Below are 17,565 nucleotides of genomic sequence, written 5' to 3'. Positions count from 1 at the left end.
CAAATGTAGGGTAGACAAATGTCTGCCCTTTGTTTTTTGGTGCGCAGATAAAATGAGTACGGGTGAATTTGATCTTATAGGGCGATATTTCTCAATACAAAAAGGCAATCAACACTTTGTTGATTTCAGTATTGGGGATGATTGTGCGATCACTCATATTCCAGAAGGCTATCAGCTTGCGATCACCACTGATACTATGGTCGAGGGAACGCATTTTTTATCTTCCATTTCTCCAAAAGATTTAGCGTATAAAGCTATCGCGACAAATCTAAGTGATTTAGCTGCTATGGGCGCGAAACCTGCTTGGATTTCTCTTGCACTGACATTACCTGAAGTTGATGAAAACTGGCTAAGCCAATTTAGTCAAAGTCTGTTTGATACATTAAATCAATATGATGTGACGTTAATTGGTGGCGATACAACGAAAGGCCCACTTTCTGTAACCATTACAGCACAAGGTTTCGTACCAAAAGGAAAGGCTTTATTCCGACATAAGGCGAAGGTTGGAGATTTAATTTATGTATCGGGTACGTTAGGTGATAGCGCAGCGGGTTTAAATTGGATCTTACAGGGTAAAAGTGCGGTCGATTTTGATACTGAATTTTTAGTAAAACGTCATTTTCACCCAACGCCACGCGTTGAATTGGGCCAAGCTTTAGGGGAAATTGCGCATTCATGCATTGATATTTCAGATGGTCTTGTTGCCGATTTAGGACATATTTTAACGAGAAGCCAATGTTCTGCAGAGATTGAGTTATCTACCTTGCCTTTATCCACTCCACTCAAAAAAACATATCGCTTAGAAAAGGCAGAAGCGTTTGCATTAAGTGGCGGGGAAGATTATGAGCTTTGCTTTACGGTTCCTGCAAATAAAAAGGCCGAGATTGAAAAGTTGTCCCAATTATTAAATGTACCTTGTACTTGTATCGGGAAAATCGTTCCGCAAAATAACAATCCGATTACTTTTTTTAAAGATGGACGTATCATCAATTATCAAGCGCCCTCTGGTTTCGATCATTTTAAGGATAAATAATGAATAGTTCACCTCTTGATAGAGTTAGCTTAAAAAATCCAGTTCATTTACTGGCATTAGGCTTTGGTTCAGGACTCATTCGTCCTGCACCGGGTACATGGGGAAGTTTAGCCGGAACGATGTTAGGCTCCACATTATTAGCTTGTCTTGGACTAAAAATCTTCTTAATTTTGACCGCACTTTGCTTTGCGCTTGGCTGTTATCTATGTCAAAAAACCGCAGATGATATGGGCGTTCATGATCACGGTTCCATTGTTTGGGATGAATTTGTTGGCGTATTTATTGTGTTAGCCTCGATTCCAACTTTATCATTACCTTGGATTGTCATTGCCTTTATACTTTTCCGTTTCTTCGATATTTTAAAACCTTATCCCATCCGTTATTTTGACCAAAAACTGGAAAGCGGTTTTGGGATTATGGTGGATGATGTTTTAGCGGCAGTCTATGCTGTTATCGTGATTGCGATATTACGTATCGTAGGCTTGCCATGCTAAATTTGATGATTATTCATCTTGTTGGCTTACTTTCGCCTGGCCCTGATTTTTTCTATGTCAGTCGAGTTTCAGCGATGAGTTCTCGTCGAGAAGCCATTGGTGGCGTGATTGGGATTACCATTGGGGTATTAATCTGGGCGACGGCTGCTGTTTTAGGGCTCGCCATTATTTTTGCCACTATGCCAATTCTTCAAGGCATTGTGATGATGCTTGGTGGAGCCTATTTAGTTTATCTCGGCATTAAAATGGCAAAAGTAAAAAACAATGCGGTTTTTGATGAAAAGCAGAATGCAAATGTGCCAAATCAATCAACCTTAACGAGCATTATGAAAGGCTTATTAGTCAATTTATCTAATGCTAAAGTTGTGATTTATTTCAGCAGTGTGATGTCATTGGTTCTAGTGAATATTACCGAAACATCACAAATTTTGACCGCACTTGCCGTGATTACCGTAGAAACCTTTTTATATTTCTATATCATTTCGGTGCTTTTCTCTCGTTCTGTTGCAAAACAGTTTTATAGCCAATATAGTCGCTATATTGATAATGTAGCAGGGCTGATTTTTATTTTCTTCGGAATCTATTTAATTTATAGTGGCGTTCGACACGCTTTAATTTGATTAAAAAAGGACAAAACATGACATTAAAAATTGCGATCGCCGGTGCTGGCGGAAGAATGGGGCGTCAATTAATTCAAGCCGTACATAATATAGAAGGGGCAGAATTAGGTGCAGCTTTTGAACGTAAAGGTTCCTCTTTAGTCGGTGCAGATGCCGGTGAGCTTGCGGGCATTGATTCATTAGGTATTAAAGTCTCAGATGATTTAAATGCAGAAAAAGACAACTTTGATTTGCTGATTGATTTCACGCGTCCAGAAGGCACGCTTGAACATATCGCATTTTGTGTCGCTAATAATAAAAAAATGGTAATTGGTACCACAGGTTTTGATGATGCAGGCAAAGCCGCAATTCAAGCCGCATCAGAAAAAATCGCCATTGTATTTGCCTCAAACTTTAGCGTAGGGGTGAATCTGGTATTTAAACTATTAGAGAAAGCCGCCAAAGTGATGGGCGATTATTGCGATATCGAAATCATTGAAGCACACCACCGCCACAAAGTGGATGCACCATCGGGTACGGCGCTTTCTATGGGCGAACACATTGCGAAAACCCTTGGTCGTGATTTGAAAACACATGGCGTATTTTGTCGTGAAGGTATTACAGGCGAACGCAAACGCGATGAAATTGGTTTTTCTACCATTCGTGCCTCTGATGTGGTGGGTGAGCATAGTGTCTGGTTTGCTGATATCGGTGAGCGCGTTGAAATTGCTCACAAAGCATCAAGTCGTATGACCTTTGCCAATGGTGCAGTTCGTGCAGGTAAATGGTTAGAAAAACAATCTCACGGATTGTTTGATATGACAGACGTGTTGGATTTGAATAATTTATAAAGAGTAGATAGGATTTTTAATTCACGTATTAAATAACGATCCGTACATGTTATGTGTGGATCGTTATGTTTTTGTATGATGAATCTTTGATTTAGACAGGACAAAGATGAAGAATATTTTCTCCTTACTTATTGCTTTTTTAGCTATTTATTTGGGTATATCTATAGCGATTATAGTTGGTGGAATTGTTTTAGAGGCACCTAATATAAACTACAGGTTTATCTTTGAAGACACTTTTAAACCTTCAGTATTTATATTTTTTGTAATTATATTTTTTAGTTATTTAATGGCACCTAAAAAATAGTAAAATTGCATACGGGCAGAGTTCGTTAAGTTTTAATGAATTACAGTTCCAATTCAATATCACTTTCCACCCTACAACAACACAGCAAAATCTCATCTGGTTGAATAAAGGCAAGGGGCGCTTCGGCGTAAGATACTTTGCCTTTTTTGATCTTCACGCGACAAGAACCACAATAACCTGAACGACATTGATATTCATGGTGAATATGATGTTGTTCTAAAAAGTTAAGCAGGGAAGTTTGGTTATCGAAATCTAAGCTGATTTGGCGCTGAATAAGATGGATTTTCATGAAACAAAATAAAACAAAATTTTGCTCATTATAGAAGAAAGAGAAGTAAAACTCACGGCTCTTTTGTTGTAATATAGCGAGCTAATATTCATCATAAGGGAAGAATATGCAAACCTTTCTAAAATTAACGTTAATTTCAACCGCGCTTTTATTAACGGCTTGTAGCACCATTTCAAAAGAGCCAGTTAAGCATATTGATATGTATGTAAAGCCTTATTATGATGCCAGAGATGGGCGACTCGAACAGATTAATGTGAACAAAGATATTGATGCATTATTACTGAAAAATACACAAAAAGATTTTGAAAGTGCGGTCAATATTATTGAGAAAAAAGTGGATTTTGTTTCTCCGATGACAATGTTTGCACTTTCTGCTCGTGCTTATGATTTTGGCTTACGTGATGAAGCAGTAAAATGGTTTTATCGTGGGCAAAATCGTTTAATCACTGCTTTATATGTGTTGGATTTAGATAAATTAACAGTATCGAATAACACAGCATTTGGGCAATTAGTCGGGCAACATGTTAATCCCTATGCGTTCTGTGATTTGAATAAGCAACACAAGGCGGCGCAAGAGGCGATTGAGTGGGTGAAAAATCACCCGTATCAGACTGTATTTTTACCTCAATTACCAAGCAAGCATCCAGATAGAAAACAAGCGTTAAAAGAAGCTGAAGCAAAACTTGATGCGCGTTTAGTTGAGCAAGACCACTATTTTGCTAATCCTGAAAATAAAGCGAAATGGGAAAAAGAACGCCAAGATAACTTGGTGAATGAGCGATTTTGTTGGTGATTTTAAAAAAATTTAAAAATCTTAAGGTTGCTTAAGATTTCATTAAGATTTGTTGTGTTTAATAAGCATCAACAAGGCGGCAATTAGGGTAATAATCCTTCGCTTTGAAACATGATTAATTTATGCTTAATTCTATTTAGGAGAACATGATGAAAAAATTTGCTTTAGCGACTCTTTTAGCTTTATCTACTTCAGTGGCATTTGCTGGTTTTAATGGCAACACTGCACAAGGTGGTTTCCATGGTGGTGACCAAGGTCAACAACTTACTGTTCAACAAGCATTATCTGCGAAAGATAATTCTATGATTACCTTAGTCGGTAATATCACTCAACAAATTAAAGGTGATAAATATCTTTTTACCGATGGTACAGACCAAATCAAATTGGAAATTAAAAACCGCGTTTGGAATGGCTTAAATGTGGGACCTCAGGATAAAATCCGCGTTTACGGTAAACTAGACAATGAAATGTTTGAAAAACCAGAGCTTGAAGTCATTAGCGTTGAAAAAGCGCAATAATTCATATAATTTGAAGTGGTGGGTAAATGCCCGCCATTTTTTCGTTTTGAGAAAGATAAAAGTGCGGTCAATATTATGCGAGTTTTATTAGTAGAAGACGATCCTCTCATCGGCAATGGTCTGCAAATTGGTTTAACAAAATCAGGCTTTATTGTAGATTGGTTTACCGATGGTCAAAGTGGATTAAACGCCTTAATCGGCGCGCCTTATGATGCGGTGGTATTGGATTTAACCCTGCCTAAACTAGATGGTTTGGATGTGTTAAAACAATGGCGTTCAAATAATCAAGATGTACCAGTGTTGATCTTAACTGCACGTGATACATTAGATGAACGCATTAAAGGCATTCAACAAGGTGCTGATGATTATCTTTGCAAACCCTTTGCCTTGGCTGAAGTGGTGGTACGATTACAAGCATTAATTCGTCGTCGTTATGGGCAAGTTAAACCACAAATTGAGCATGGTAATGTTAAACTCGATCCTGCTCAGCGTAAGGCTTGGTTGAATGAGGATGAAATTACATTAACCGGACGTGAATATAAATTACTCGAGCTTTTTATGCTGAATAAAGAACGAGTGCTTTCACGTGCGACCATTGAAGAAAAATTGTCAAATTGGGATGAAGAATTAAGTAGTGGTGCATTGGACGTACATATTTATAATTTGCGTCAAAAATTAGGTAAGCAATTTATTCGTACGGTACATGGCGTAGGCTATGCTTTAGGACAAATTAATGAAAAATAAACGACTGAGTTTTCGTCTCTTAATCGGTTTAAGTGTGACCGCACTTTGCGTGTGGTGCATTGCCACAACTGTTGCCTGGACGGTTGTCAAAAAAGAAGTCAAAGATGTGTTTAATGCACAGCAGGTGCTTTTTGCCGAGCGTTTGGCAACCTCTGATTTGAAAAATGTATTATTAGATGAAAATGCTAACTTTCCACGTGGTGGATTTAAACCACAGAAACGTCATTATGATAATGATGCATTGGCCTTTGCCATATTTTCTAACAAAGGTGAAAGATTATTAACTGATGGTGATAATGGCGACAAATTTATTTTTCAAAATAAAACCGGATTTAGTAAAGCGCATATTTTAGATGATGACGATGAATGGTTGATTTATTGGCAACCTGTTGGTAATGGTGAATTGGTGATCGCTGTAGGTCAAGAGTTAGAATATCGCGAAGAGTTAGTCAATAAAATGGTTTTCAGCCAAACAGGAATTTGGTTTGCCGGATTGCCAGTACTCTTATTGGTCGCGTTTATTGTGATTTATCGTGCATTAAAACCAATTAATCGATTGAGTCGAAACGTACAAGCTCGCCGACCAGGTGATGTATCGTTATTAGAAACCGATGACGTACCAACGGAGATTTTACCGTTAGTCCAAAACTTAAATCAATTTTTCATACGTACCCGTGAGCAGTTGGAACGGGAGCGCCGCTTTGTTTCTGATGCCGCGCATGAATTACGTAGCCCATTAGCGGCATTACGTATTCAAACAGAAGTCGCACAGCTAGCTGGCGATGATGCACAAACTCGTGAAACGGCCTTAGCACATTTAACCCAAGGTATCGACCGAGCAACCCAATTAATTGAACAGCTTCTTACGCTTTCCCGATTAGATAATCTTAAAGAATTAAATCATCAGGAACCGATTCATTGGTCAGAAATGATAACTTCACTTATCGGTGAGTTATATTTCAGTGCGCAGCAACGCCAAATCGAATTGCAGTTTGAGCATCAGGGAGATCCTACCGTTAAGCAAGGGCAGTCATTATTACTTGCACAAATGCTACGAAACTTATTGGATAATGCCATAAAATATTGTCCGCAAGGCACTCAGGTTCGTGTGATTTTACAGCCGCGTAAAATTCTTATTGAAGATAATGGCGGTGGTGTTGCGCCAGAAGAATTAGCAAAATTAGGGCAGCGTTTTTATCGTCCTGCAGGACAAAATGAAAAAGGGAGTGGGCTTGGATTGTCTATTGTGGCAAGAATAGCAGAATTGCATCACTATCGTTTCCGATTAGAAAATATTGAAGATAACGGGCAAATTCAAGGTTTGCGAGCTATCATTGCGTTATAAAAAAGGGCGTTTAATACGCCCTTATTGTTAAAACATTCCACCAATTAATTCTAATCGACCTTTCTCAACTTTAATTTCTTTGGCGAATTTCTTAATCAGCATTTGTTTCATGTCACTTTCATCCAAGGTATAAACTGGCATCCGACTTAATAGTGCTGCCACACCATCGCTTAATAGCGGCATAACATCTTGGAGTTGATCCATCACACTATTAGGTTCACCAGACCAGCGTAAAATCCGCAGATTTTTTAAATAAAGTGCCCCCTCTTCTGCGTTATATTCAGGAATCGCATCAAAGGTTAAATGCAACTTAGCTGGGTAGGTTTTACCAGATAAACGAATAAGCGTATCAGCCAAACCACTCATTTCAACACGATTACTTTCAGTTTGCCCGATTTGAGTCACTAAATCTTTCAGCGCATAATCCACAGAAAACAATCCTGGAATACCGAGTTTGTCATTAATCGTGCCTTTTTCACTTAAATACTGGTTAATTTGTTGTTCGCTGATGCTAAAAGGGGAAGCTTGTACAGATAGTGTGAAGAAACCTAATGTCAGTATGGTGAGTACTTTTTTCAAAAAATGCATATTTTCTCCTTGATTGAAAAAGAATAAAAATTTTGTAGAATGTATCGCTTATCTTTTCACTATACAATAAAAATTTAAGTAGAGATTATGACTTCGTCATTTAAAGAGCATGTGCAGAAGCTTCTTGAAAAACACCGTGGGGAACGTGTTTTCCAATTTGAATATTTAGGGAAACATTATTGGTTAAAACAACCCGAGCAATTAAAAGGGATATGGTTATTATTAAAACCGCATCCAAAGCAACATTTTAAAGAAGAATGTGAGATTCTTCAGCACCTGAATAATATTGGTGCACCAGTACCTAAATTATGTGATTTCGGAGATGATTATTTAGTATTGGAAGATGCGGGGCCAACATTAAACATCTGGCTGAATGATGAAACATTGTCTTGGGCAGAAAAATCACATATTTTGCATTCAGCGATAGAAATATTGATTAATCTTCATCAACAAGGCATTATTCACGGTCGTCCAGCTATACGAGATATCGCATGGAAAGATGGTAAAATTAGTTTTATGGACTTTGAATCTCATTCAAAAAGCCATAATGAACATTGGTTGCTTACACGTGATATGCTAGCATTTTTAGACAGTTTATGTCGTGTGAAAGGCTTAGATGATGAAAAGCTTAATGAATTATTTGATTATTATAAATCTCACTGTCCGACAACTTATTGGGTTGATATGTTGTCATATGTGAGAAGATTTCGTTGGCTTTATTATCTTTTACTTCCGTTCAAACCGATTGCACGAACGGACTTATTGGCCGTTTATCGGTTATTTGAACATTTAACAAAGGAAAATCTATGAAAAAATTATTTTTAGTGGCTGTATTAAGTGCTTTGGTAAGCGCTTGTTCTGTTGGTGTTGGCGCCGGTGGCGGCAGTAATGGTGTAGGCGTTGGTGTAGGCCTTGGTACTGGCTTTGGATTCTAACTATCACTTCAGATAAAGCAAAGTGCGGTCAAAAATCTTAGGTTTTCAAGAAAATTAGTAGAAATCGCTTGATCTTTTGATTTAGATCACTATAATACACCCCATATTTCGGACGCGGGGTGGAGCAGCTTGGTAGCTCGTCGGGCTCATAACCCGAAGGCCGTCGGTTCAAATCCGGCCCCCGCAACCAATAACAAGTTCAGTAAAAAGAACCCCAAATTTGGGGTTTTTTTGTACGAGAAATTTAGAAACTGGGCTTAGGTTCATTGACGAACCTAACCCTTTTTTTATGTCTGAATTTTAAGATTAGGAGCAAAAATTGGCAACATTAGAACAAAAATTGCAAGAGATGCTGCAAGGTGCAGTAGAAGACTTAGGCTGCGAACTTTGGGGGATTGAATGCCAACGTGCAGGTCGTTTTATGACCGTGCGTTTATTCATTGATAAAGACGGTGGCGTAGGCGTTGATGATTGTGCTGATGTAAGTCGTCAAGTGAGCGCGATTTTAGATGTGGAAGATCCAATTGCGGATAAATATAACCTAGAAGTATCATCACCAGGTCTCGATCGTCCATTATTTACGCTTGAACAATTCCAACGTTATGTAGGCGAGGATATCGCCGTACATTTACGTATTCCCGTTTTAGATCATCGTAAATGGCAAGGTAAATTGGAAAAAATTGAAAATGACATGTTGACACTTATTGTTGATGGTCAGGAACAAGTTCTTATTTTTGGCAACATTCAAAAAGCCAATGTAATCGCAAAATTTTAAAGGAGAAAAAGGAAAATGAGTAAAGAAATTTTGTTAGCTGCTGAAGCAGTATCTAACGAGAAGTTATTACCACGTGAAAAGATTTTTGAAGCGTTAGAGAGTGCAATTGCGCTTTCAACGAAGAAAAAATATGACTATGAAACCGATATTCGTGTGTCTATCAACACCAAAACAGGGGAGTTTGATACATTCCGTCGCTGGTTGGTTGTGGATGAAGTTAAAGTGCCAACAAAAGAAATGACATTAGAAGCGGCACAATTTGAAGATCCTAATATTCAACTTGGTGATTATGTTGAAGACCAAATTGAGTCTATCGCATTTGACCGCATTGCAATGCAAACCGCTCGCCAAGTAATCAGCACTAAAATCCGTGAAGCAGAGCGTGCAAAAGTGGTTGAGCAATTCCGTTCTGAAGAAGGTAAGATTGTTACTGGTACAGTGAAAAAAGTAAATCGTGAAAGCATTATTTTAGATTTAGGCAATAAAGCTGAAGCCGTGATTATGCGTGAAGATATGCTTCCACGTGAAAATTTCCGTCCAGGCGATCGTGTACGTGGTGTGCTTTATAAAGTGAATCCAGAAAGCAAAACCGCACAATTATTTGTGACTCGTGCAAAACCTGAAATGTTAATCGAGTTATTCCGTATTGAAGTACCAGAAATCGGCGAAGAAATGCTTGAAATCCGTGGTGCAGCTCGTGATCCTGGTTCTCGCGCGAAAATTGCGGTGAAATCTAACGATAAACGTATTGACCCAGTTGGTGCATGTGTGGGTATGCGTGGTGCACGCGTTCAAGCGATTACCAATGAATTAGGTGGGGAACGTGTGGATATCGTACTTTGGGATGATAATCCAGCACAGTATGTAATCAATGCGATGGCGCCAGCTGATGTGACATCAATCATTGTGGATGAAGATAACCACTCAATGGATATCGCAGTTAATGCTGATAACCTAGCACAAGCAATTGGTCGTAACGGTCAAAATGTACGTTTAGCGACACAATTAACCGGTTGGACATTAAACGTAATGACCACTGAACAATTAAATGAAAAACATCAAGCGGAAGATATTAAGGTATTGAATTTATTTATGGATAAATTAGGTCTTGATGAAGAGTTTGCTCAAATCTTAGTGGATGAAGGTTTTACTTCATTAGAAGAAGTGGCTTATGTTCCTGTGAGTGAACTGACTGCAATTGATGGTTTAGAAGATGAAGATCTTATCGAAGAGTTACAAGGTCGTGCAAAAGATGCGATTACTGCAGCCGCTGCAGCAGAAGAAGAAGCCTTGAAAAAAGCGAATATCGAAGATCGTTTATTAAATCTTGAAGGCATGAACCGTCATATTGCTTTTAAATTAGCTGAAAAACAAATTACTACACTTGAAGAACTTGCAGAGCAAGGTGTAGATGATTTAGCTGATATTGAAGAATTAACCGCAGAGCAGGCCGCTGATTTCATTATGGCTGCTCGTAATATTTGCTGGTTTAGCGAAGAGTAAGGAGTTTAATAATGACTGAAGATGTAAAAAATGCGGATGCGAATGCACCGAAAAAACTAAGTATTCAACGCAGAACAAAAACAACCGTAAGCAGCACAACTGCTGGCGGCAAAGCAAAAGCGGTACAAGTTGAAGTTCGTAAAAAACGCACAGTGCCAACAGATGCTGCTAAAAAAGCGGAAGAAGCAGCAAAATTAAAAGCACAGCAAGAAGCAGAGAAGAAAGCAGCAGAAGAAAAAGCACGTTTAGCTGCTGAGAAAGCGAAAGCCGAAAAAGCTAAGCTTGAAGCAGAAAAGGCAGCGAAACCAGCACAAAGTGCGGTTGAAAATAAACCTAAATCTATTGATCCAGAAAAAGAAAAACGTAAAGCAGAAGAAGCAGAACTTCGTCGTAAAGCGGAAGAACTTGCTCGCCAAAAAGCAGAAGAGCAAGCGCGTAAAGCAGCTGAAGAAGCTAAACGTTATGCTGAGTCTGACTCTTCAAGTAATGATAGTTCATCAGAAGATTACACGGATTATAATTTAAGCTCTCGTTATGCTTTAGAAGCAGAAGACGAAGAAGAACGTCGTAACGAAAATCGTGGTCGTGGCAAAAATAAAGTCGCTAAAGCGAAAAAAGAACGGGATGACGTGAAGAGCGGCAATAAAAATGAGCGCGAATCGAATCGTAAAAATCAAAAAGATGGTAAATTCGGTAAAGGTAAAAATGGTAAAAAAGGTGCCGCATTACAACAAGCCTTCACAAAACCTGTTCAAGTTGTAAAACAAGATGTTGTTATTGGCGAAACCATTACTGTTGCAGAATTAGCAAATAAAATGGCAACCAAAGCGACTGAAATCATCAAAGCAATGATGAAAATGGGCGAAATGGTAACCATTAACCAAGTACTTGACCAAGAGACGGCACAATTAGTGGCTGAAGAATTAGGTCACAAAGTGATTCTTCGCAATGAAAATGAACTCGAAGAAGAAGTATTAGGCGATCGTGATGTTAATGCAGAAAAAGTGACTCGTGCACCGGTTGTAACGATTATGGGTCACGTTGACCATGGTAAAACCTCATTACTTGACTACATTCGTAAAGCGAAAGTCGCAGCAGGTGAGGCGGGTGGTATTACTCAGCACATCGGTGCGTACCACGTAGAAATGGATGATGGCAAAATGATCACCTTCTTAGATACACCGGGACACGCTGCATTTACCTCAATGCGTGCACGTGGTGCAAAAGCAACGGATATCGTCGTTCTTGTTGTTGCTGCAGATGATGGTGTGATGCCTCAAACCATTGAAGCGATTCAACACGCGAAAGCAGCAGGTGCGCCTTTAGTGGTTGCGGTGAACAAAATTGATAAACCAGAAGCAAATCCAGACCGAGTAGAACAAGAATTACTTCAACACGAAGTGATTTCTGAAAAATTCGGTGGTGATGTACAATTCGTTCCTGTTTCTGCGAAGAAAGGTACCGGTGTTGATGACTTATTAGATGCCATCTTGCTTCAATCAGAAGTACTTGAATTAACGGCTGTAAAAGATGGCATGGCAAGTGGTGTGGTGATTGAATCTTACCTTGATAAAGGTCGTGGTCCGGTTGCGACAATTCTTGTTCAATCTGGTACTTTACGTAAAGGTGATATCGTACTTTGCGGTTTTGAATACGGTCGTGTTCGTGCAATGCGCGATGAAAACGGTAAAGAAATCGATGAAGCAGGCCCATCTATCCCTGTTGAGGTGTTAGGTCTTTCTGGTGTACCAGCAGCGGGTGATGAAGCAACTGTAGTACGTGATGAGAAAAAAGCACGTGAAGTGGCGTTACACCGTCAAGGTAAGTTCCGTGAAGTGAAACTCGCTCGTCAGCAAAAAGCGAAACTTGAAAATATGTTTAGCAATATGACTGAAGGTGATGTGGCTGAGCTTAATGTTATTGTGAAAGCGGACGTACAGGGTTCTGTGGAGGCGATTATTCAATCGTTACAAGATCTTTCTACTGATGAAGTGAAAGTGAAAGTAGTGGGCTCAGGCGTAGGTGGTATTTCTGAAACTGATGCAACCTTAGCGGCAGCCTCTAATGCGATTATGGTCGGCTTTAACGTTCGTGCGGATGCTTCTGCTCGTCGTATTATCGAAGCAGAAAACATTGACCTTCGTTATTACTCCATCATTTATGAACTATTAAATGATGTGAAAGCCGCGATGAGCGGTATGTTACAACCTGAATTCAAACAAGAAATCATCGGCTTGGCTGAAGTGCGTGATGTGTTTAAACATCCGAAATTTGGTGCAATCGCCGGTTGTATGGTGACCGAAGGTGTAGTAAAACGCAACAACCCAATCCGTGTATTACGTGATAACGTGGTAATTTTTGAAGGTGAATTGGAATCTCTCCGTCGCTTTAAAGATGACGTTTCTGAAGTCCGTAATGGTATGGAATGTGGTATCGGCGTTAAAAACTACAATGACGTGAAAGTCGGCGACCAAATCGAGGTGTTTGAAGTCGTTGAAGTTAAACGTTCAATCTAATCGATAAAAAGAGCGGTCAAAATTCAACGTATTTTTGACCGCTTTTTAATAAGAGAAATATTATGGCAAGAGAATTTAAACGCAGCGATCGTGTTGCACAAGAATTACAAAAAGAAATCGCCATCATTTTGCAACGTGAAGTGAAAGATCCCCGTATTGGCATGGTAACCGTGTCTGATGTGGAAGTCTCAAGCGATTTAGCTTATGCAAAAGTGTTTGTCACATTTTTGTTTGATCATGATGAAGTGGCGATTGCACAAGGCATGAAAGGGTTAGAAAAAGCAGCACCTTATATCCGTTCATTAGTGGGTAAAGCGATGCGCTTACGCATTGTGCCAGAAATTCGTTTCTTCTACGATCAATCCTTAGTTGAAGGGATGCGTATGTCTAATTTAGTGACAAACGTGATTCGTGAAGACGAGAAAAAACACGTTGAGGAAAATGACTAATGTCGAGACCCCGTAAGCGTGGACGTGATATTGATGGCGTATTTTTATTAGATAAGCCACAAGGCATGTCATCGAATGACATTATGCAAAAAGTGAAACGCGTATTCCAAGCGAATAAAGCTGGACATACCGGTGCGCTCGATCCATTAGCAACCGGTATGTTGCCTATTTGCTTAGGCGAAGCGACAAAGTTTTCCCAATTCTTATTAGATGCAGATAAACGCTATGTGGTTACAGCAAAATTAGGTGAACGCACGGATACCTCAGATGCAGAAGGACAAGTGGTCGAAACGCGCCCTGTCAATGTAGAAACATCACAAATTTTGACCACACTTGAACAATTCCGTGGTGACATTTTGCAAGTGCCAACCATGTTTTCGGCGTTAAAGCACAATGGGAAACCGTTGTATGAGTATGCTCGCGCAGGCATTACAGTGGAACGTGAAGCACGTCCTATCACGATTTTTGAGCTAAACTTTATCGAGTATCAAGCCCCTTTTCTAACCTTAGAAGTGTATTGTTCGAAAGGAACCTATATCCGTACATTAGTGGATGACTTAGGTGAAGTGTTAGGTTGTGGTGCCCATGTGACCGTGTTACGTCGAATTGCGGTTGCGGATTATCCAACAGAAAAGATGATGACATGGGATGCATTGCAGGCGCTTGCAGAGCAAGGTGATCTTGCTCAACTTGATCAACATCTTTTACCGACAGATACCGTAGTCAGCAAATTACCAGCGTTACAGTTAAACGCTGAACAAAGTAAAGGTATCGGCTTTGGACAACGAGTCAAATTTGCTAATGAAGCCAAATTACATGGTCAAGTGCGGTTGTTTTCTGACGAGAATATCTTTTTAGGCGTGGCTTTTGTAGATGATAACAATGTAATTCGTCCGCAACGCTTGATTACGCAATCTCTCTAACTATTTGCCTTTCTTTTTTAATTCCAGTAATCTCACCTGTAACCTTTTAATTGCAATCTATGTAAATAAGATATTACAGGTGAATTATGGATGTCCTTAATCATTTACGTCAGGAAATTGATGCGCTCGATCGCGAACTGATTCAAATTTTTGCTAAACGCCTCGAATTGGTGACCCAAGTCGGCGAAGTAAAGCACGAAAAAGGTTTACCAATTTATGCACCTGATCGTGAATTAGCCATGTTACAAGCACGCCGAGAAGAAGCGGCTAAAGCAGGAATCTCTCCACAACTCATTGAAGATGTGCTCCGTCGTTTCATGCGTGAATCTTACTCCAATGAAAATCAATTTGGTTTTAAAACCCTGAATCCAGCCATTAACAAAATTGTTATTGTTGGCGGTTACGGAAAAATGGGGCAATTATTTGCCCGCTATTTACGTGCTTCTGGTTATCCCATTTCTATTTTAGATCGTGATGATTGGGATGTGGCAGAACGTATTTTAACGAATGCGGATGTTGTTATTGTCTCAGTACCGATTGATCACACGTTAGAAACCATAGAACGTTTAAAACCCTATTTAACGGAAAATATGCTACTGGCGGACCTCACCTCCGTGAAACGTGCTCCATTAGCTAAAATGTTAGAGGTGCATAAAGGGGCGGTAGTTGGATTGCATCCAATGTTTGGCCCAGATATCGCGAGCATGGCAAAACAAGTAGTTGTGCGTTGTGATGGGCGTTTTAGTGAACGTTATGAATGGTTGCTAGAGCAAATTCAAATCTGGGGTGCAAAAATTTATCAAATTGATGCAGCAGAGCATGATCACAATATGACATACATTCAAGCATTACGTCACTTTTCCACTTTTGCGAATGGTCTGCATCTTTCTAAACAGCCCGTCAATTTAAGCAATTTATTGGCATTATCTTCCCCGATTTATCGTTTGGAATTAGCCATGATTGGTCGTCTATTTGCCCAAGATGCGGCACTTTATGCCGATATTATTATGGATAAGCCAGAAAATTTAGATGTGATTGAAAGCTTGAAACAAACTTATGAAGAGGCATTACAATTCTTTGAAAAAGGTGATCGCCAAGGATTTATTGATGCTTTCCATCAAGTGAGAGAATGGTTTGGGGAATATTCCGATCAATTCTTACAAGAGAGCCGACAGTTATTGCAACAAGCTCATGATTTACGACATGTATAAAATAAAAGTGCGGTTGATTTTTACCGCACTTTTGTTTTGGAACTTATTGTCTTGCTAAGCGTAAATTTTGTGGAATTGCCTCAAAGTTAGAACGGAATGGATTGATGTCCAATCCACCACGACGCGTATAACGCGCATAGACGGTGAGTTTTTCTGGTTTGGCGTAATGCATCAAATCACAGAAAATACGCTCGACACACTGCTCGTGAAACTCATTATGTTGACGGAAAGACACGATGTAGCGGAGAAGTTTTTCGCGATCGATTTGTTTACCCACATAATGAATTTGTACGGTTCCCCAATCCGGCTGACTCGTGATAAGACAGTTAGATTTCAATAAATGGCTTACTAAGGTTTCTTCCACCACGTTATCAGACGTACAATTTTGCAAAATATCCGCATTAAATTCGTAGCTGTGGATTTCGATATCCTGATCATCAATGCAATCGCCGGCTAACGTATCAATACTTTGTCCTTGATAATGGGATAAAGGATGCAAATGTACTTTGACCTCACCTTGAGCACAAGCACTTAGATCTTCACGCATAGTGCGTTCTACGCTAGCAAAATCAGCAAATTGACTTTGGTTAAAGCTGTTTAAGTAAAGTTTAAAACTTTTCGATTCAATTAAATTTTCACTGCGGTAATCAATTTCCACATCGGCAATAGCCACTTGTGGCAAACCTTTTGGATTTAACCAAGAAATTTCATAGGCAGTCCAAATATCCGTACCTTGGGTAAATGGCTGCTGTTCAGTTATGCCCAAGCCATCACGATTGAGTTTACGAGGAACGGGTTGTAACAAAGTGCGGTCATAATTCGCCGCATATTCTGTTGCTTGACCGAGTTTTAAGGATTGAAGGCTTTTATCTTGATAGTTCATGTGTTTTCCTAAATGACGAAAGCGTTATAAAAAATTCCACGACACATTCGAGACTAATCGACATTGGTCGCATTTAAAGTAAATTACATCAAATAGTGGCGAGTTTAATGCCCAATCGCCACCACATTGCGGGCAACAGCGTTGTTGTTCCGATTCTAAAGAATGACCACCGACACGGTATAAATAATAATAGGTCGGTATGCCGCTTTCTTTTTCGATTTCAGCAGCAAGGTAGCGTCCATGTTTGCTGAGCGTGCTATTAACCTCGGAGATTTCATTTAATGCTTCTTTTTCTAAAGCCGAACCATTCATTTGCAACTGATCGCAGGCCTGCCAATTCTCTTGCCATTTAATCAAATCTTGGCTTAAGTGCGGTTGATTTTTTAGCTGTTTATAAAGTGGGATTGGGGAGAAATCATCTCCGCTATGTAACGGCGAGCAAGATTGTAAATGTGTGGTGTAGAGCATTTGCCATGCTGGTTGGCTAGATTCTGCAGTGCCGTCAGAATTTAAATCATCGGCAATAATTTGAAAACCTTGAAAATGTAGACCGCACTTTTCAGCATTTTCCATTGCCAGATTCACAGTTTGGTTATTGTTCTCGGGCAAAAGACTATCTTGCTCAGGGCAAATAACGCGCATTGCAAAACCTTGTTGATCGTCTTCCTCCGTTAAATAAAGCGGGATTTCACGACCGATAATTTGCCCGTTATAACGCCATTGGTCGATGATTGCATTGAGCAAACGGCTTTGTTGGCCAATATCATTTTCTAAGGCGGTCAATTTAAAAAAAGGTTCGATCAGATACATAA

20 protein-coding genes and 1 tRNA gene are annotated in these 17,565 nt (G+C 39.5%); 17 read left to right on the top strand and 4 right to left on the bottom strand.

What is annotated here, in order from left to right; all coding sequences use genetic code 11:
• Positions 1 to 52 precede the first annotated feature (52 nt).
• The 4 genes from thiL to dapB are packed head-to-tail and all read left to right on the top strand — an operon-like array spanning position 53 to position 2,977.
• Positions 53 to 1,033, top strand: coding sequence for a thiamine-phosphate kinase (thiL, locus tag INP93_RS07865; protein WP_197544599.1), 981 nt, complete (start codon positions 53 to 55; stop codon positions 1,031 to 1,033).
• The gene (locus tag INP93_RS07860; RefSeq protein WP_420026355.1) at positions 1,033 to 1,527 is read left to right on the top strand and encodes a phosphatidylglycerophosphatase A family protein; all 495 of its coding nucleotides are present in this window, start codon (positions 1,033 to 1,035) and stop codon (positions 1,525 to 1,527) included. The genes thiL and INP93_RS07860 overlap by 1 nt, the downstream gene beginning before the upstream one ends.
• A complete protein-coding gene (locus tag INP93_RS07855) occupies positions 1,521 to 2,147 on the top strand; it encodes a LysE family transporter (RefSeq protein WP_197544598.1) in 627 nt (208 codons plus the stop codon). The genes INP93_RS07860 and INP93_RS07855 overlap by 7 nt, the downstream gene beginning before the upstream one ends.
• A gap of 17 nt (positions 2,148 to 2,164) precedes the next feature.
• A complete protein-coding gene (gene dapB / locus INP93_RS07850) occupies positions 2,165 to 2,977 on the top strand; it encodes a 4-hydroxy-tetrahydrodipicolinate reductase (protein ID WP_197544597.1) in 813 nt (270 codons plus the stop codon).
• A 344-nt stretch (positions 2,978 to 3,321) separates the two neighbouring features.
• Here dapB and yfaE read toward each other — a convergent pair whose 3' ends face one another.
• The gene (gene yfaE / locus INP93_RS07845; RefSeq protein WP_197544596.1) at positions 3,322 to 3,570 is read right to left on the bottom strand and encodes a class I ribonucleotide reductase maintenance protein YfaE; all 249 of its coding nucleotides are present in this window, start codon (positions 3,568 to 3,570) and stop codon (positions 3,322 to 3,324) included.
• 106 nt (positions 3,571 to 3,676) lie between these two features.
• On the opposite strand from yfaE, the gene INP93_RS07840 reads away from it, so the two are divergent.
• From INP93_RS07840 to qseC, 4 genes are all read left to right on the top strand, one after another.
• Positions 3,677 to 4,363 carry a hypothetical protein gene (locus INP93_RS07840; protein ID WP_197544595.1) on the top strand — a complete coding sequence of 229 codons (687 nt, stop codon included), beginning with the start codon at positions 3,677 to 3,679 and terminating at the stop codon, positions 4,361 to 4,363.
• Between the two features lie 149 nt (positions 4,364 to 4,512).
• Positions 4,513 to 4,881 carry a YgiW/YdeI family stress tolerance OB fold protein gene (locus tag INP93_RS07835; protein WP_197545330.1) on the top strand — a complete coding sequence of 123 codons (369 nt, stop codon included), beginning with the start codon at positions 4,513 to 4,515 and terminating at the stop codon, positions 4,879 to 4,881.
• 75 nt (positions 4,882 to 4,956) lie between these two features.
• The gene (locus tag INP93_RS07830; protein ID WP_197544594.1) at positions 4,957 to 5,625 is read left to right on the top strand and encodes a response regulator; all 669 of its coding nucleotides are present in this window, start codon (positions 4,957 to 4,959) and stop codon (positions 5,623 to 5,625) included.
• Complete coding sequence (qseC, locus tag INP93_RS07825) at positions 5,615 to 6,970, top strand: quorum sensing histidine kinase QseC (protein ID WP_197544593.1); 1,356 nt, start codon at positions 5,615 to 5,617, stop codon at positions 6,968 to 6,970. The genes INP93_RS07830 and qseC overlap by 11 nt, the downstream gene beginning before the upstream one ends.
• Before the next feature lie 27 nt (positions 6,971 to 6,997).
• On the opposite strand, the gene INP93_RS07820 is transcribed toward qseC, so the two are convergent.
• Complete coding sequence (locus tag INP93_RS07820) at positions 6,998 to 7,558, bottom strand: YceB family lipoprotein (RefSeq protein ID WP_049372569.1); 561 nt, start codon at positions 7,556 to 7,558, stop codon at positions 6,998 to 7,000.
• A gap of 87 nt (positions 7,559 to 7,645) precedes the next feature.
• Here INP93_RS07820 and INP93_RS07815 point away from each other — a divergent pair, with 87 nt between their 5' ends.
• The 9 genes from INP93_RS07815 to tyrA all read left to right on the top strand — a co-directional run bounded on the left by INP93_RS07815 (position 7,646) and on the right by tyrA (position 15,870).
• Positions 7,646 to 8,368 carry an RIO1 family regulatory kinase/ATPase domain-containing protein gene (locus INP93_RS07815; protein ID WP_197544592.1) on the top strand — a complete coding sequence of 241 codons (723 nt, stop codon included), beginning with the start codon at positions 7,646 to 7,648 and terminating at the stop codon, positions 8,366 to 8,368.
• The gene (locus INP93_RS09735) at positions 8,365 to 8,493 is read left to right on the top strand and encodes a hypothetical protein (protein WP_005696016.1); all 129 of its coding nucleotides are present in this window, start codon (positions 8,365 to 8,367) and stop codon (positions 8,491 to 8,493) included. Before INP93_RS07815 ends, INP93_RS09735 begins: the two co-directional genes overlap by 4 nt.
• 113 nt (positions 8,494 to 8,606) lie before the next feature.
• A tRNA-Met gene (locus tag INP93_RS07810) sits at positions 8,607 to 8,683 on the top strand.
• Positions 8,684 to 8,812: 129 nt separating this feature from the next.
• Entirely contained in the window at positions 8,813 to 9,268 is a 456-nt protein-coding gene (gene rimP, locus INP93_RS07805) for a ribosome maturation factor RimP (RefSeq protein ID WP_070582381.1), read from the top strand.
• Positions 9,269 to 9,283: 15 nt separating this feature from the next.
• Positions 9,284 to 10,771 (top strand): transcription termination factor NusA, encoded by a 1,488-nt coding sequence (gene nusA, locus INP93_RS07800; RefSeq protein ID WP_049368807.1) that lies wholly within the window; start codon positions 9,284 to 9,286, stop codon positions 10,769 to 10,771.
• Positions 10,772 to 10,782: 11 nt separating this feature from the next.
• Positions 10,783 to 13,287, top strand: a complete 2,505-nt coding sequence (infB, locus tag INP93_RS07795) for a translation initiation factor IF-2 (RefSeq protein ID WP_197544591.1) — start codon at positions 10,783 to 10,785, stop codon at positions 13,285 to 13,287.
• A 62-nt stretch (positions 13,288 to 13,349) separates the two neighbouring features.
• Positions 13,350 to 13,736 (top strand): 30S ribosome-binding factor RbfA, encoded by a 387-nt coding sequence (gene rbfA / locus INP93_RS07790; protein ID WP_005699364.1) that lies wholly within the window; start codon positions 13,350 to 13,352, stop codon positions 13,734 to 13,736.
• Positions 13,736 to 14,659: a tRNA pseudouridine(55) synthase TruB gene (gene truB, locus INP93_RS07785; protein WP_197544590.1), complete on the top strand. Its 924-nt coding sequence runs from the start codon at positions 13,736 to 13,738 to the stop codon at positions 14,657 to 14,659. Before rbfA ends, truB begins: the two co-directional genes overlap by 1 nt.
• A gap of 86 nt (positions 14,660 to 14,745) precedes the next feature.
• Positions 14,746 to 15,870, top strand: coding sequence for a bifunctional chorismate mutase/prephenate dehydrogenase (gene tyrA, locus INP93_RS07780; RefSeq protein WP_197544589.1), 1,125 nt, complete (start codon positions 14,746 to 14,748; stop codon positions 15,868 to 15,870).
• Positions 15,871 to 15,913: 43 nt separating this feature from the next.
• Here the strand turns inward: tyrA and queF are convergent, their stop codons facing one another.
• Together queF and INP93_RS07770 are read right to left on the bottom strand one after the other, a co-directional pair.
• Positions 15,914 to 16,753, bottom strand: coding sequence for an NADPH-dependent 7-cyano-7-deazaguanine reductase QueF (gene queF / locus INP93_RS07775; RefSeq protein WP_197544588.1), 840 nt, complete (start codon positions 16,751 to 16,753; stop codon positions 15,914 to 15,916).
• 24 nt (positions 16,754 to 16,777) lie between these two features.
• Positions 16,778 to 17,563, bottom strand: a complete 786-nt coding sequence (locus INP93_RS07770) for a Zn-ribbon-containing protein (protein WP_197544587.1) — start codon at positions 17,561 to 17,563, stop codon at positions 16,778 to 16,780.
• Positions 17,564 to 17,565: the final 2 nt, after the last annotated feature.

Origin of the sequence: Haemophilus parainfluenzae, from assembly GCF_014931415.1 — a bacterium.
GTDB lineage: Bacteria > Pseudomonadota > Gammaproteobacteria > Enterobacterales > Pasteurellaceae > Haemophilus_D > Haemophilus_D parainfluenzae_AF.
This window is presented reverse-complemented; position numbering and strand designations above follow the sequence as displayed.

Bases quoted from the DNA above. Each gene is read 5' to 3' on its own strand.
- INP93_RS07830 (WP_197544594.1), top strand. From the start codon at position 4,957: ATGCGAGTTTTATTAGTAGAAGACGATCCTCTCATCGGCAATGGTCTG.
- INP93_RS09735 (WP_005696016.1), top strand. From the start codon at position 8,365: ATGAAAAAATTATTTTTAGTGGCTGTATTAAGTGCTTTGGTAAGCGCT.
- truB (WP_197544590.1), top strand. From the start codon at position 13,736: ATGTCGAGACCCCGTAAGCGTGGACGTGATATTGATGGCGTATTTTTA.
- thiL (WP_197544599.1), top strand. From the start codon at position 53: ATGAGTACGGGTGAATTTGATCTTATAGGGCGATATTTCTCAATACAA.
- INP93_RS07855 (WP_197544598.1), top strand. From the start codon at position 1,521: ATGCTAAATTTGATGATTATTCATCTTGTTGGCTTACTTTCGCCTGGC.
- INP93_RS07860 (WP_420026355.1), top strand. From the start codon at position 1,033: ATGAATAGTTCACCTCTTGATAGAGTTAGCTTAAAAAATCCAGTTCAT.
- INP93_RS07835 (WP_197545330.1), top strand. From the start codon at position 4,513: ATGAAAAAATTTGCTTTAGCGACTCTTTTAGCTTTATCTACTTCAGTG.
- rbfA (WP_005699364.1), top strand. From the start codon at position 13,350: ATGGCAAGAGAATTTAAACGCAGCGATCGTGTTGCACAAGAATTACAA.
- tyrA (WP_197544589.1), top strand. From the start codon at position 14,746: ATGGATGTCCTTAATCATTTACGTCAGGAAATTGATGCGCTCGATCGC.
- INP93_RS07770 (WP_197544587.1), bottom strand. From the start codon at position 17,563: ATGTATCTGATCGAACCTTTTTTTAAATTGACCGCCTTAGAAAATGAT.
- dapB (WP_197544597.1), top strand. From the start codon at position 2,165: ATGACATTAAAAATTGCGATCGCCGGTGCTGGCGGAAGAATGGGGCGT.
- INP93_RS07820 (WP_049372569.1), bottom strand. From the start codon at position 7,558: ATGCATTTTTTGAAAAAAGTACTCACCATACTGACATTAGGTTTCTTC.
- nusA (WP_049368807.1), top strand. From the start codon at position 9,284: ATGAGTAAAGAAATTTTGTTAGCTGCTGAAGCAGTATCTAACGAGAAG.
- INP93_RS07815 (WP_197544592.1), top strand. From the start codon at position 7,646: ATGACTTCGTCATTTAAAGAGCATGTGCAGAAGCTTCTTGAAAAACAC.
- INP93_RS07840 (WP_197544595.1), top strand. From the start codon at position 3,677: ATGCAAACCTTTCTAAAATTAACGTTAATTTCAACCGCGCTTTTATTA.
- infB (WP_197544591.1), top strand. From the start codon at position 10,783: ATGACTGAAGATGTAAAAAATGCGGATGCGAATGCACCGAAAAAACTA.
- yfaE (WP_197544596.1), bottom strand. From the start codon at position 3,570: ATGAAAATCCATCTTATTCAGCGCCAAATCAGCTTAGATTTCGATAAC.
- queF (WP_197544588.1), bottom strand. From the start codon at position 16,753: ATGAACTATCAAGATAAAAGCCTTCAATCCTTAAAACTCGGTCAAGCA.
- qseC (WP_197544593.1), top strand. From the start codon at position 5,615: ATGAAAAATAAACGACTGAGTTTTCGTCTCTTAATCGGTTTAAGTGTG.